Here is a 13,545-nt window from a genome sequence, read left to right on the forward strand (position 1 = left end):
GTGCCAAGCCTGGAGAGAATCAATGAACCCTACCGAAACCCTGCAACTGCGCGTCAGGTCGATTACCTGGGAGGCCGATGGCATCCTCAGCTACGAACTGCGCGCCGAGCCGCCGCTCAAGGAACTGCCAGTCTTCGACGCCGGCGCCCACATCGACCTGCACCTGCCCAACGGGCTGATCCGCAGCTACTCACTGCTGAACAGGCCCGACGAGCGGCACCGCTACGTCATTGGCGTCAACAAAGATCCCCAGAGCCGCGGTGGCTCGCGCTACCTGCACGAAACGCTACGCCCCGGCGACATCCTCACCGTCTCCCCGCCACGCAACAACTTCCCGCTGGAAGAAGGCGCGCCGCTGAGCGTGTTCATCGCGGGCGGCATCGGCATCACGCCGATCTTCGGCATGATCCAGCGCCTGCGCACGCTCGGCCGGCCCTGGCGCCTGCACTACGCGGCGCGCACGCGCAAGCAGGCTGCCTTCATCGACGCACTGGAGGCCATGGATGGCCGCGACTGCGCCAACGTGCACGTCGCCTTCGACCGCGAGGCGGGGGGCAAGATGCTGGACATCCCTGCCATTGCAGCCGACCTGCCAGGCAACGCCCACATCTATTGCTGCGGCCCGGTGCCAATGCTCGACGCCTTCGAGGCGGCAACCCAGGCGCTTCCACCAGCGCGCGTACACCGCGAGTACTTCGCCGCGCGCGAGGCCGCCGCCACCGAGGGGGGCTTCGTCGTGGAACTGGCGCACAGCAAGCGCAGCCTCGAAGTGCCAAGCGGAAAGACCATCCTGGACTGCCTGCTCAGCGAGGGCATCGAACCACCCTACTCGTGTCAGGAAGGCGTATGCGGCACCTGCGAGGTGCGCGTGCTGGAAGGTGTGCCGGATCACCGCGACCTCGTGCTGAGCGAAGCCGAGCGCGCCACCAACCAGCGCATGATGATCTGCTGCTCCGGCGCCAAGAGCCGCAAGCTCGTGCTGGATCTCTGAGCGGTGCGCGGCAGCCCCCATATTCAAGAAGGAAGCAAGACCATGAGCAATGAACTGGTGACCTATGAACTCGACGGCAACGTCGCCCTGATCGGCCTTAACCGCCCCGACAAGCGCAATGCCATCAACGAAGACGTGGTGTGGGCCCTGCACGACGCCGTGGTGCGCGCCGGCGAGGAAGCCGACGTGGGCGTGCTGTTCGGCCACGGCAGCAACTTCTGCGCAGGACTGGACCTGAAGGAAGCGCTGGCGCGCGCCTCGGGCGAGCAGCCGCGTCCGCGCAAGCGCACGCGCCATTCCTGGCACACCGTGTTCGACGGCATCGCGCGCGGCCCCATCCCGTTCGTCGCGGCGCTGCACGGCGCAGTGGTGGGCGGCGGGCTGGAACTGGCCACGGCCGCGCATATCCGCGTCGCGGACGAATCGGCGCTGTTCGGCCTGCCGGAAGGACAGCGCGGCATCTTTGTCGGCGGCGGGGGCACCGTGCGCATCCAGCGCGTGGTGGGCTACACCGTCATGGCCGACATGATGCTGACCGGCCGCCTGCTCAATGCGCAGGAAGGCGAGCGCGAACACATCGTGCGCTACGTGGTACCGCAGGGCCAGGCGCTGGCCAAGGCGCGCGAACTGGCCGCGCTGGCCGCGCGCAATACCGCCGACACGAACTGGCGCATCACCAACGTGCTGCCGCGCATCAACGACCTGTCGCACGACGACGGGCTGTTCGTCGAGTACCTGACCTCGAACATCCCGCGCCCGCCAGAGGCGGCAGAACGCCTGCGCGATTTCGTCGAAGGCCGTGCCAAACCCCTCGCCGCCTCCGGCGCGAAATCAGAATGAGCCAAGCAACGCCATGACGACCACCACCACGATTCCATCGAGCGCCGATGCCGAAGCACAGGCCACGGCAGACTATGTCCGCTTCGCCCAGGCTGAAGCGGCCCATATCCCGGACTTCCCGCAGGACCTGCCGCTGCGCCCCGTCAACCACGTTGCCGTGATTGGCGCAGGCACCATGGGCGGCGGCATTGCGATGGCGCTGGCCAATATCGGCATTCCGGTCACGCTGATCGACAGCAGCCAGCAAGGGCTGGATACCGGCCTGCGCCGCGTGCGCGACAACTACGCCGGCAGCGTCTCGCGCGGCAAGCTGGAAGCGTCAGCCATGGAAGCCAGGCTTTCGCTCATAAAAGGCTCCGTTACCCTGGCCGATGCCGCGTCCGCCGACATGGTGATCGAAGCCGTCTTCGAGGACATGTCGCTGAAGCAGCAAGTGTTCCGCGAACTCGACGCGCGGTGCAAGCCCGGCGCCATCCTGGCGACCAATACATCGGGGCTGGACGTCGATGCCATCGCGGCGGTCACGCGCCGCCCGCAAGACGTGGTCGGCGCCCATTTCTTCAGCCCGGCACACGTGATGCGCCTGCTCGAAGTGGTGCGTGCCCGCGACACCGCGCCGGACGTGATCGCCACGCTGATGGACCTGGGACGGCGCATGGGAAAGACCGCCGTGCTGGCCCGTGTCTACCCCGGCTTCATCGGCAATGCGCTGTTCCGCAACTACACGCGCGAAGCGCATTTCCTGCTCGAGGAGGGAGCGCTTCCTCATGAGGTCGACCAGGCCCTCACCGGTTTCGGCTATGCCATGGGCATCTTCGCCGTGCACGACATGGCCGGCAATGACGTGGGCTACCAGACCCGCAAGGCGCAGATGGCGACACGGCCGCAGGACCGGCGCTGGAACGACCTGATCCTCAAGCTGACCGAACTTGGGCGCCTGGGACAGAAAAGCGGCAAAGGCTGGTACCGCTATGAACCCGGCAGCCGCCAGCCGCTGCGCGATCCGGAGGTCGAAGCCTTCATCGAACAGGAATCCGCGCGGCTCGGCATCGCACGGCGCCCCATCGGCGCCGAGGAAATCATCAAGCGCTGCGTCTACGGCATGGTCAACGAGGGCGCGAAGCTGCTCGAAGCCGGCGTGGCGCTGCGGCCCAGCGACATCGACACCGTCTACCTGACCGGCTACGGCTTTCCCGCGCGCCATGGCGGCCCGATGTACTACGCCGACCGCATCGGGCTGCGCGAGGTGTACGCCGACATCGAGCGCTTCCACGCGCAGCACGGCTACTGGTGGGAACCGGCACCGCTGCTGGCCCGGCTGGCGCGCGCAGGGAAGACTTTCGCCGACTACCAGCGCGGTCACGCGTGAAGCCGCGGGCAGCCATTTTCACGACCTGGTCCCGCACTCTCGTTGCATTCCTAATACGGACTAACGTATACCACTATTTTTTATAAACATACCAGTAAGCGATAGTTCTGCCACTTCCCGAATCGCGGAAATGACAGCCAAAACATGGAGGAGAACAGCATGAAAAGAAACCTGGTCGGCCTTGCCTGCGTCATCGCCAGCGCCACCGCGGCCGCGCAGACGTCGGGCGTCACGCTGTACGGTGTGGCCGATGCCAACATGGAATACACCAACAACAACCTCGGGACTGGCCCTGACGGCCATTCCAAGGTCGGCGTGAACTCGGGGGGCTTATCCCCCAGCCGTTGGGGCTTGCGCGGCACTGAAGATTTGGGGGGCGGTAATCAGGCGATCTTTGCACTGGAAAGCGGGTTCAGCCTGGATAACGGCGTTTCCACGCAAGGCGGACGTCTGTTCGGCCGCCAGGCATGGGTCGGCCTGCGCAGCGGCACGCAGCAAGTGACGCTGGGCCGGCAATATACTTCGCTGTTCCTGATGATGGCCAACTACTCGCCCACGGCGTATGCCACCACGTATGAACCGGTGGTCGGCATTGCCGGCGCGAACCTGCGCGAAGACAACATGGTGAAATACCATGTCGACCTGGGCCCGCTGACGGCCGAAGCACACTGGGCCTTTGGCGAGCAGCCCGGAACGGTCACGGGTTCGTCGGCCTTCGGCGGCGGCTTCGACTACCGTTTCGGCTCGTTCGGCGTTGCCGGTGCCTATGACAGCCTCAACAGCGCCAAGACCGCCGATTACACCCGCACGCAGAAGGCAGCGCTGGGCCTGCGCTACCAGATCACGCCGGCGCTGCTGGCCCAGGCGGCGTACCGGTACAACAACAACGGAACGCGCGCGGCCAATACCGCTGCGCGCGACGACCTGTGGTGGTTTGCGCTGAACTACCAGGCAACCGGGGCGTTGCAGCTCACGGGCGCGTTCTACTACGACAACGTCAAGTCGCAGTACACAACAACCAGCCAGACCAATCCGAGCAACCCGTGGCAGGTCACCTTCATCGCGGATTACTCATTGTCCAAGCGCACCGATGTCTACCTCAGCACGGCATACACCAAGAATGCGTCGCTGAACTTCGAAAGCCTGAATGGCGCCGCAGCCGCTTACCAGATCGCGCCGAACGAGAAGAGCCAGTTTGGCATCGCGATGGGCATGCGGCACAAGTTCTGAGTTGCCGCCCGAGGGGGCGCCGCGAAGGGCTCACCCCTCCTATGAGAGCCTATGAGAGAGGGGCAGCATTCGGGCCGCCCGCTGGCGGATCAGGCCGCCCGCGGGGCGGCGGGCTTGCGGCCACGCCTGGCGCCGCCGCGGGGTGCGGCGCTCTTGGCGGTGGTCGCCTCGCCGCCGCCCTCGCCCTCGAGGTAGCTGGCCGGCAAGGTGGAAAGGAACTCCGAGAATCCGGTCGTGCCAACCGGCGCGTGTTCAAGCATGGCCGCGTGCGCGGCGGCTTCATCGCCGCTCAGGATGGCCTCGGCAAGCCGCTGGTGGTCTTCCAGCACGCGCTGCCGGCGCGCCGGCGTCTGGAAGATGCGCGGGCGGTAGCGCTGCATCAGCCGGCGGATACCCTGGATCTGCGCCACCAGGTATTCGTTGTGGCTACCCGCATAGACCGTGTCATGGAACTCCGCATTGGCCTTGGCAAAGCGCTTGCCATCGTCTTCGGCATGCGCCTGCTCGCATTCGGCGCGGGCCGCCTTCAGGCTGGCGCGCTGATCATCGTCCATGCGGCGCGCGGCCAGCTTCGCCGCCACGGCTTCCAGCTCGCCAAGCAGCTCCAGGGTTTCGCGCAACTGCGTGATCGACAGGCGCGACACGAATACGCCCACGCGCGGCACGATGCGGACCATGTTCTGCACGGACAGCTGCTGCAGCGCCTCCCGCACCGGCGTGCGGGAAACGCCGAAGCGCTCGGCCAGCATGCGTTCGTCCAGCGGGGTACCGGGCGGCATGTCGCCATCCTCGATCTCGCGCTGGATCGTGGCCTTGATCTCGCCGGCCATGCTCTTCTTCTCGGACTGTGTCATCTGGTCTGGGGGTAAGCCGTCTTTGCTGCACAGTATACCGAAACAGGATACTGGCATGCCATCCGGCGCCGAAAAGAAACAGACGAAACAGACATGACATGCCCCGCGTGCTGGTCCCGACCGCCTCACCCTGCACGTTTGTGCATCACGCGTGGCGCAGGTTCTCCAGCATGTCCCGGACCATTTCCTCCAGCCCGTATTGCCGTGCCCAGCCCCAGTCGGTGCGCGCCACCGAATCATCGATCGAATCCGGCCAGCCCTGCGCGATCGCCTGCCGGTAGTCCGGTTCGTAGCGCACCTCGAACCCCGGCACCTGCTTGCGAATCGCCGCGGCAATCTCGGCCGGCGTGAAGCTGACGCCGGCAATGTTGTAGCTGCCGCGTTCGGTGAGCTTGTCCGCCGGCGCCTCCATCAGTTCGATGGTCGCGCGGATGGCGTCGGGCATGTACATCATCGGCAGCCGCTCGTCTTCGCGCAGGAAGCAGGTATAGGGCTCGCCTTTCACGGCCGAGTGGAAGATGTCCACGGCGTAGTCGGTGGTGCCGCCGCCTGGCGGCGTCTTGTGCGAGATCAGGCCCGGATAGCGCAGGCTGCGCACGTCCACGCCATGGTTGTCGTGATACCAGCGGCACCAGCCCTCGCCCGCCTGCTTGGAAATGCCATAGACGGTCGTCGGCTCCATCACGGTCTTCTGCGGCGTGTGCTCGCGCGGCGTGGTGGGACCGAAGGCGGCAATGGAACTCGGCCAGAACACGCGCTCGATGCCGAACTGCCGCGCGTGCTCGAGCACGTTCAGCAGGCTGGTCATGTTGAGGTTCCACGCCCATTGCGGCGCCTTCTCGCCGGTGGCCGACAAGGCTGCCGCGAGCAGGTAGATCTGCGTGATGCCATGGCGTTCGACGATCGTCGCCAGCCCGCCGCGGTCGGTGGCGTTGAGCATCTCGTGCGTCAGGTGCACATGGCGCCCGGTCGGCACCACGTCGGACGTGATGACGCTGGTCCTGCCATAACGCTCGGCCAGCGCCAGCGCAAGCTCGGAGCCGATCTGCCCGTTCGCGCCGACGATCAGGATTTTCGGTGCCGCGTCGCTCATCGGACCAGCCCCAGTTCACGGCCGGCCTGGCCGAACGCATCGAGCGCGGCCTGCAATGCCGCTTCGTCGTGCAGCGCGCTCATCTGCACGCGGATGCGCGCCTGCCCCTTCGGCACCACGGGATAGAAGAAGCCCACCACGTACACACCCAGCTCCAGCAGCCGTTGCGCGAGTTTCTGGGCCTTTTCCGCGTCGTAGACCATGATCGGGATGATCGGGTGCTCGCCCGGCTTCACGTCGAAGCCCAGCGTTGCCAGGCCCTTGCGGAAGAACGCGGTGTTGCGCTCCAGCCGGTCGCGCAGTTCCGTGCTGCCTTCCAGGATGTCGAGCACGGCGATCGACGCGCCCACGATGGCCGGCGCGACGGTATTCGAGAACAGGTACGGCCGCGAGCGCTGGCGCAGCAGCGCGACCACTTCCTTGCGCGCGCTGGTGAAGCCGCCGGACGCGCCGCCGAGCGCCTTGCCCAGCGTGCCGGTGATGATGTCGATCTTGCCGAACAGGCCGCGCAGTTCATGCGTGCCGCGCCCGCGCGCGCCCAGGAAACCCGTGGCATGGCATTCGTCGATGCCGAGCAGCGCGCCATGCGCGTCGCAGAGGGTGCGCATCTTGTCCAGGCGCGCAATGGTGCCGTCCATGGAGAACACGCCGTCGGTAAACACCAGTTTGTAGCGCACGCCATCGGCCTCGGCCTGCGCCAGTTGCGCGCGCAGATCATCCATGTCGTTGTGCTTGTAGCGGTAGCGGCGTGCCTTGCTCAGGCGGATGCCGTCGATGATGGAGGCGTGGTTGAGTTCGTCGCTGATGATGGCGTCTTCCGCGCCCAGCAGGGTTTCGAACAGCCCGCCGTTGGCATCGAACGCGGAGCCGTAGAGGATGGTGTCCTCTGTGCCGAGGAAACTGGCCAGCCTGGCTTCCAGCGTCTTGTGCAGGTCCTGCGTGCCGCAGATGAAGCGCACCGAACTCAGGCCGAAGCCGTGCGTGCGCAGCGCCTCGTGCGCGGCCTCGATCACGCGCGGATGCGAGGACAGGCCAAGGTAGTTGTTGGCACACAGGTTGATGACCTCGCGGCCGTCAACGGTGCGCACGCGCGCGCCCTGCGGCGTGGCGATGACGCGCTCTTCCTTGTACAGCCCGGCCTGGCGGATGGCATCAAGCTCGGCACGCACGGATGCGTAGAATGCCTCGGCACTCGACATGGTTTGGCTCCCGATGCTAGGATCTGATCGATAAATCGAACACGTTCGTCATAAAGAACGTTTTGTGCAATATAACGAACGACACGCCGTGACGCAACCCCCCGTCCAGAATTCGCAGGCCGATGGGCCGCCCGCCGTTGGCGCCGCACTGCAGGCGCTGCGCCAGCAGCAGCAGCTTTCGCTCGACGACCTGTCGCGCCGGGCCGGCGTGTCCAAGTCGATGCTGTCGCAGATCGAACGCAACCTGACCAACCCGACCGTGGCGGTGCTGTGGCGCCTGGCGAACGCGCTGGGCATCAACCTCGCGGAGCTGCTGTCCGCCGACGCGGGCGGCCGTGCGGCAAGCGGTATCGCGCTGGTGCAGCCGCACGCCATCCCCTCGCTCAAGAGCCCCGACGGGCACTGCGAACTGAAGATTCTCGGCCCGATCGAACTGGCCGGGCGCTTCGAGTGGTACGAGCTGACGATCCAGGCCGGCGGCGTACTGGCGTCCGAGGCCCACGAGGCCGGTACGCAGGAGCATCTTTCGGTGCTGAGTGGCGCCATGTCGGTGCAGGCCGGAACGGAAGAAAAGAAGCTGCGGCATGGTGAAACGGCACGCTATGCGGCTGACGTGCCACACGCGATCCGCAACGGCGGCAAGGCGACATCGACCGCTTTATTGGTTGTAGTGCACCCGGCTTAACTGCGGCAAGCCCAGAACGTCATTACATGCGGAACCGGGCCACTGTCCCGGCGTCAAACGGCTTAGTCCTCGGAATGTGCCGACGCGCCCGCAGCATCGCGCCGCATCGGTGCATGGCGCAGGCATGCGTCTTGCGTAATCCCCGTGGCTTCGAACGCGCGGCACTCCGCCGCGCCAGTCCCCAGCAAAGCGACCCCCTGCATCCAAGGAGACGAACGTGCTGAGCCCGCATGAACTCGCGACACTGCTGCTGATCAGCGGCGGCCCCGAATCCCTCGATACCACTGACTCCCGGCAGATCGACCCGGTCGACCTCCACGCACTTGTAGACAAGGAACTCGTCCAGCTCGAGATCCTGCATGGCCACAGGCAGAGTCCGCGCCTGACGAGCAACGGCCATTCGATGCTGCGCGCCATGGGTTGTGGCCGCTGAGCCACTCGCGCTCCAGTCCGCAGAAGGGCGCCCGGCGCGGCGCCGACCTCGCCAGTCCGCCCGCGCCGGCTCATATCACCGAACGCCTATACTGACCCGCATCGGCCCACGCATGGGTGCGTGCGGGTCTGGCTTCGGATCTCGACATTTCAACGCGAGGTAGTTCCTACTCTTCCCCGAGCGGCTCGCAGACCGGCATTCCTGCCCGGCTGGACTGCCTGCCCTGGTCCCGCTGGCACTGGCGCGTCGTGCTGGCGCTGGGCATCGCGTGGGTCCTCGATGGCCTCGAGGTCACGCTGGTCGGCTCGGTCGGTGCCGTGCTCGAACGGCGCGACACGCTGGCGCTGAGCGCGACCGAAGTCGGCTGGACGGGTTCGCTCTATGTCGGCGGCGCCGTGCTCGGCGCGCTGGTGTTCGGCCGCATGGCCGACCGGCTTGGCCGCAAACGCCTGTTCCTGGCCACGCTGCTCGTATACATGGTGGCGACGCTGGCCACGGCTTTCTCACCCGGCTTCGCCATGTTCGCGCTGTGCCGCTTCTTCACCGGCCTCGGCATCGGAGGCGAATATGCCGCCATCAATTCCGCCATCGACGAACTGATTCCCGCGCGCGTGCGCGGCCGCGTCAACCTGGCCATCAATGGCAGCTTCTGGCTGGGCGCGGCGCTTGGCGCCGGGCTCAGCCTGGTGCTGCTCGACCCGCGCTTGCTGGGACCGGTGTGGGGCTGGCGCGCCTGCTTCGCGCTGGGCGCGGTGCTGGCCTTCGCCATCATGCTGGTACGCCGGCGCGTGCCGGAAAGCCCGCGCTGGCTGGCCACGCATGGCCGGCTGGCCGAGGCGGAGCAGATCATTGCCAGCATCGAGGCGCAGGTGTACGCGACGCGGCAAGCGCACACGCTCGCGTCCATGGCGCCTTCCGGCCCGGTGCCCCACGCGTCGGTGCATCCCTCCGTGGGCGACGTGCTGCGGCTGCTGATGCTGCGCTACCGGCAGCGCAGCCTGATCACGCTGGCGCTCATGCTGGCGCAGGCCTTCTTCTATAACGCCATCTTCTTCACCTACGCGCTCGTGCTCACGCGCTTCTACGCCGTGCCGGACAGCCGCGTGGCGCTCTACCTGTTCCCGTTCGCGCTCGGCAACGCCGCCGGGCCGCTGGTGCTGGGGCCGCTCTTCGACCGGGTCGGCCGGCGCAGGATGATCGCGATCACCTATGTGCTGTCGGGACTCGGACTGGCAGCAACCGGATGGGCCTTCACGCAGGGCTGGCTCGACGCGACCGGCCAGGCGCTGTGCTGGTCCGCGGTGTTCTTCCTGGCCTCGGCCGCGGCCAGCTCGGCCTACCTGACGGCCAGTGAAGTCTTTCCGCTGGAAATGCGGGCGCTGGCCATCTCGGTCTTCTACGCGGTGGGCACGGGCATGGGCGGCTTCGTCGCGCCGGTCTTGCTTGGCGCGCTGATCGAGCGCGGCAGCCGCGCAGCCGTGGCGGCGGGCTACGGACTCGGGGCCGCGCTGGTGATCATCGCCGGGCTTCTGGCCTTGCGCTATGGCGTGAACGCGGAGCGGAGGCCGCTCGAAGACGTGGCGCGGCCATTGGGTAGTGACTGGAGAAACAGACCGGACTGAGCGCTAGGTCTCCGACCCGCCGCACTCCGAAATTCGAGAATTCGACCCCCGGTTCATTGACCCGTTAATATATAAAAAATCGAAATATCGATGATATTTTCGAACAGACTGATCCATAACCTCAAAGATGAAAATCACACTGGACGCGCTTCAGGTAGTCGAATCCATTGCACGCTGCGGCACGTTCGGACTTGCCGGCAAGGAGCTGCATAAGGCCCCGTCTTCGCTGAGCTACGTCGTGCAGAAGCTGGAAAGCGACCTGGGCGTCACGGTGTTCGATCGCAGTGCGCACCGTGTCAGCCTGACCACCGCGGGCGAAGTCCTGCTCGATGAAGGCCGCCGCTTGCTGCGCGCCGCCAATGACCTTGAGGAGCGCGTCAGGCGGGCGGAAGCGGGCTGGGAGTCCGAACTCAGGATCGCCACGGACGCGCTGGTGCCGTTTGATGCGGTACTGCCGTTCGTCTCGGCATTCCAGGCGGAAAACAGCTATACCCGGCTGTTGTTTTCACAGGAAATGCTCGGCAACAACTGGAAGGCGCTGGCATCGAACAGCGTGGACCTCCTGATTGGCGCCGCCGGCGATCCGCCCGCGGTCCAGGGCCTGTTCTCCGTGCCGGCCGGAAGCGTGCGATCTGTCTTCGTGGTCGCGCCCAGGCACCCCCTGGCGGCTGCCGAAGAGCCGATCGACTGCGCCGTGCTGTGGCAGCATCAGTTCGTGGAAGTCAGCCTGCCGCAGGAAGACGCCGCCGATATGGTTCGGCCGCTCGTGGAAGGGCAGAAGCACATCAGCGTGCCGACGCTCGATGCCAAGCTGTCGGTGCTGCTGTCCGGGCTGGCCTGCGGCTACCTGCCGGCCTGCGCGGCGCAGCCATACCTTGACAAGGGGCAGCTCGTGGACAGGCGGCTCGGCGAGGAACGCCCGCCGCTGATGCTGCATATCGCGTGGCGCAGCAAGGACAAGGACCCGGGCCGGGCCATCGGCTGGTGGATCGAGCGCAAGGATGCCCTGGCCGCAACCCTGCAGGAGCGCCTGGGCCTTCAGGCCCCGGCGTGACGCACTGGCAGCGGCAACCCTGGCATCCAGCCATTGCTGCCACGGCGCATGGCGCCTCGAGGTACCGTTGTACGCGGGGCCATCCGAACGGCGCAGCCGACTAGGGCCTGTCGCGCACGTCGTGCCAGGCCACCAGCAGGAACCCGCCCACCAACCCAAGGTGTTCGAAAAACGAGTTCTCCATCATGAAGCGCGCGTCGCCGGAGACTTCCCAGAATCGATTGGCCAGGAACGTGGCCATCAGCGTGAAGCCGGCCAGGCCGAGCGCGCCCAGCCAGCGGTAGAAGCCCATCAGGATCATGGCCGACGCGCCCAGTTCCAGCACGATGGTCGCGGTCGCCAGCGGTCCTGCCGGTGCCAGGCCGAAATGCTGCATCTCCGCGATCGCGGCGGGAAAGTCCAGCGCCTTGTTCAGTCCGCCCTGCAGGTAGGCGGCGCACAGTCCCAGCAACGCCACCCAGCGAACGGCCGGCGTGGCGAACCGGGATAGCCCGGTGCCGGTCCCGGGCGTGGTGATACGGCCATGCTCGATCATCGAAGATTCCCCTTGCGCGTAGCGCTTGCACCAGGCATGCGACCGCGATGCCCGGTAAAGCGACCCATCTTAATTCATCATCGCTCGAATATCAGAGCCAATTTTTCATCACAGTTTCATTATCCGCATCACCGCAGGCAGCAGGAAATAGAAGTTCCCTCCTCCATCCATTTCTTCGAATAGTCTGTTCGAAACAATCCGTTATGCCTGCGACGATTGCCTCGATATACTTTCGCCACGCGACAAGGACGGTCCGGGAAGTGCCCGGTACCGTTCATCGGCGTGCCATTGCACGACAGTCACGCGGATATCGCTGCCGACGCGCAGGCGCGTGCGCGCTGCCGTCGGTGCCCATCTATGCAATCCCCCCCACCATGTCACCGTGCAGGCCCGCTTGCCGAACCGGCGACATGGCTGTCCTTTTTCGTTCCAGGAGAAAACCCGTGAGCAATCCGAAGCTTGAAGTACTGACCCCCCAGAACTGCCAGCTGATCTTCATTGACCAGCAGCCGCAGATGGCATTCGGCGTGCAGTCGATCGACCGGCAAGTCCTGAAGAACAATGTAGTCGGACTGGCGAAGGCCGCGAAGATCTTCAACATTCCGACCACGATCACCACCGTGGAAAGCGAGAGTTTCTCCGGCTTCACCTATCCCGAACTGCTCGACGTATTTCCCGACCACAAGCTGCTGGAACGCACCTCGATGAATTCGTGGGACGACCAGAAGGTGCGTGACGCATTGGCAGCGGCGGGCCGCAAGAAAGTCGTGGTCTCCGGCCTGTGGACCGAGGTCTGCAATAACACCTTCGCGCTGAGCGCCATGCTTGAGGGCAACTACGAGATCTACATGGTTGCCGATGCATCGGGTGGCACGTCGAAGGAAGCGCACGAGTATTCCATGCAGCGTATGATCCAGGCCGGCGTCGTGCCCGTTACCTGGCAGCAGGTCCTGCTCGAGTGGCAGCGCGACTGGGCGCGCCGCGACACCTATGACGCCGTGATGGCGCTGGTCAAGGAGCATTCCGGTGCCTATGGCATGGGTGTGGACTATGCGTACACGATGGTGCACAAGGCGCCGCAACGCACGGCGACCAAGCACGATGCCATTCCTGCCGTTCCTGCGCGCTGATACTTTCACTGGCTGAGCCCGGGCGCTGCGGGAATGCTGCGGTGCCCGCCCGAAAGCTGCCAACGCGCCCCCGGCGCCCTCGCGGCCGGGGGCATGCCGCGACTGACCGGTTCGCCATTCCCGCCCGTTTTCCACCAGACAGAAATGCCCAGCGAGAACGATAATACGGACCGCAACGTCCCGCCCATGACCCGTCGCCAGTTCATTGCCGGAGCCGCAGCGCTCGGCGCGGCGGCCGCCTCCAGGAGTTTCGCCATGAATGCTTCGACCGCCCCGGACCTGATTCTCGTCAATGGCAAGTTCACCACGCTGGACCGCGCCAATCCACAAGCCGAAGCCGTCGCCATCCGCGATGGCCGCTTTGCCGCTGTCGGCACGAAGCAGGAGGTCATGCAGACCGCCGCCGCCAACACCCGCGTGATCGATCTCGGCGGACGCCGCGTGATCCCCGGGCTGATCGACAGCCACATGCACATCATCCGCGGTGGCCTGAACTACAACATGGAGCTG

Annotated in this window: 14 protein-coding genes; 10 read left to right on the forward strand and 4 right to left on the reverse strand. The window is 65.8% G+C overall.

Annotated elements, in window-relative coordinates; all coding sequences use genetic code 11:
- Window positions 1-22: 22 nt before the first annotated feature.
- The 4 genes from AC3FNH_RS20380 (at window position 23) to AC3FNH_RS20395 (ending at window position 4,430) form a co-directional block, all read left to right on the forward strand.
- A complete protein-coding gene (locus tag AC3FNH_RS20380; protein ID WP_488721378.1) occupies window positions 23-991 on the forward strand; it encodes a PDR/VanB family oxidoreductase in 969 nt (322 codons plus the stop codon).
- Window positions 992-1,033: 42 nt separating this feature from the next.
- Entirely contained in the window at window positions 1,034-1,831 is a 798-nt protein-coding gene (locus AC3FNH_RS20385) for a crotonase/enoyl-CoA hydratase family protein (protein WP_488721379.1), read from the forward strand.
- 13 nt (window positions 1,832-1,844) lie between these two features.
- Window positions 1,845-3,200 carry a 3-hydroxyacyl-CoA dehydrogenase gene (locus AC3FNH_RS20390; protein WP_488721380.1) on the forward strand — a complete coding sequence of 452 codons (1,356 nt, stop codon included), beginning with the start codon at window positions 1,845-1,847 and terminating at the stop codon, window positions 3,198-3,200.
- Between the two features lie 159 nt (window positions 3,201-3,359).
- Entirely contained in the window at window positions 3,360-4,430 is a 1,071-nt protein-coding gene (locus AC3FNH_RS20395) for a porin (RefSeq protein WP_488721381.1), read from the forward strand.
- Between the two features lie 89 nt (window positions 4,431-4,519).
- On the opposite strand, the gene AC3FNH_RS20400 is transcribed toward AC3FNH_RS20395, so the two are convergent.
- The 3 genes from AC3FNH_RS20400 to kbl all read right to left on the reverse strand — a co-directional run bounded on the left by AC3FNH_RS20400 (window position 4,520) and on the right by kbl (window position 7,576).
- Window positions 4,520-5,284, reverse strand: coding sequence for a GntR family transcriptional regulator (locus AC3FNH_RS20400; protein WP_276102188.1), 765 nt, complete (start codon window positions 5,282-5,284; stop codon window positions 4,520-4,522).
- 145 nt (window positions 5,285-5,429) lie between these two features.
- Complete coding sequence (locus AC3FNH_RS20405) at window positions 5,430-6,377, reverse strand: L-threonine 3-dehydrogenase (RefSeq protein WP_488721382.1); 948 nt, start codon at window positions 6,375-6,377, stop codon at window positions 5,430-5,432.
- Window positions 6,374-7,576 carry a glycine C-acetyltransferase gene (kbl, locus tag AC3FNH_RS20410; protein ID WP_276102190.1) on the reverse strand — a complete coding sequence of 401 codons (1,203 nt, stop codon included), beginning with the start codon at window positions 7,574-7,576 and terminating at the stop codon, window positions 6,374-6,376. The genes AC3FNH_RS20405 and kbl overlap by 4 nt, the downstream gene beginning before the upstream one ends.
- 88 nt (window positions 7,577-7,664) lie before the next feature.
- Here kbl and AC3FNH_RS20415 point away from each other — a divergent pair, with 88 nt between their 5' ends.
- The 4 genes from AC3FNH_RS20415 (at window position 7,665) to AC3FNH_RS20430 (ending at window position 11,370) form a co-directional block, all read left to right on the forward strand.
- Entirely contained in the window at window positions 7,665-8,261 is a 597-nt protein-coding gene (locus AC3FNH_RS20415; protein ID WP_276102191.1) for a helix-turn-helix domain-containing protein, read from the forward strand.
- Between the two features lie 217 nt (window positions 8,262-8,478).
- The gene (locus AC3FNH_RS20420; protein ID WP_276102192.1) at window positions 8,479-8,694 is read left to right on the forward strand and encodes a hypothetical protein; all 216 of its coding nucleotides are present in this window, start codon (window positions 8,479-8,481) and stop codon (window positions 8,692-8,694) included.
- A 146-nt stretch (window positions 8,695-8,840) separates the two neighbouring features.
- The gene (locus AC3FNH_RS20425) at window positions 8,841-10,316 is read left to right on the forward strand and encodes an MFS transporter (protein WP_276103305.1); all 1,476 of its coding nucleotides are present in this window, start codon (window positions 8,841-8,843) and stop codon (window positions 10,314-10,316) included.
- Window positions 10,317-10,443: 127 nt separating this feature from the next.
- On the forward strand, window positions 10,444-11,370 hold the full coding sequence (locus AC3FNH_RS20430; RefSeq protein WP_488721383.1) for a LysR family transcriptional regulator: 927 nt from the start codon (window positions 10,444-10,446) through the stop codon (window positions 11,368-11,370).
- Between the two features lie 100 nt (window positions 11,371-11,470).
- Here AC3FNH_RS20430 and AC3FNH_RS20435 read toward each other — a convergent pair whose 3' ends face one another.
- Window positions 11,471-11,905, reverse strand: a complete 435-nt coding sequence (locus tag AC3FNH_RS20435) for a DoxX family protein (protein WP_488721384.1) — start codon at window positions 11,903-11,905, stop codon at window positions 11,471-11,473.
- A 443-nt stretch (window positions 11,906-12,348) separates the two neighbouring features.
- On the opposite strand from AC3FNH_RS20435, the gene AC3FNH_RS20440 reads away from it, so the two are divergent.
- Together AC3FNH_RS20440 and AC3FNH_RS20445 are read left to right on the forward strand one after the other, a co-directional pair.
- Window positions 12,349-13,035 (forward strand): hydrolase, encoded by a 687-nt coding sequence (locus AC3FNH_RS20440; RefSeq protein WP_488721385.1) that lies wholly within the window; start codon window positions 12,349-12,351, stop codon window positions 13,033-13,035.
- 186 nt (window positions 13,036-13,221) lie between these two features.
- Window positions 13,222-13,545 (forward strand): amidohydrolase family protein (locus AC3FNH_RS20445; protein WP_488721386.1); only part of this gene is annotated, 324 nt, incomplete at its 3' end.

The sequence above is a fragment of the Cupriavidus sp. 22TCCZM01-5 genome (assembly GCF_057798915.1).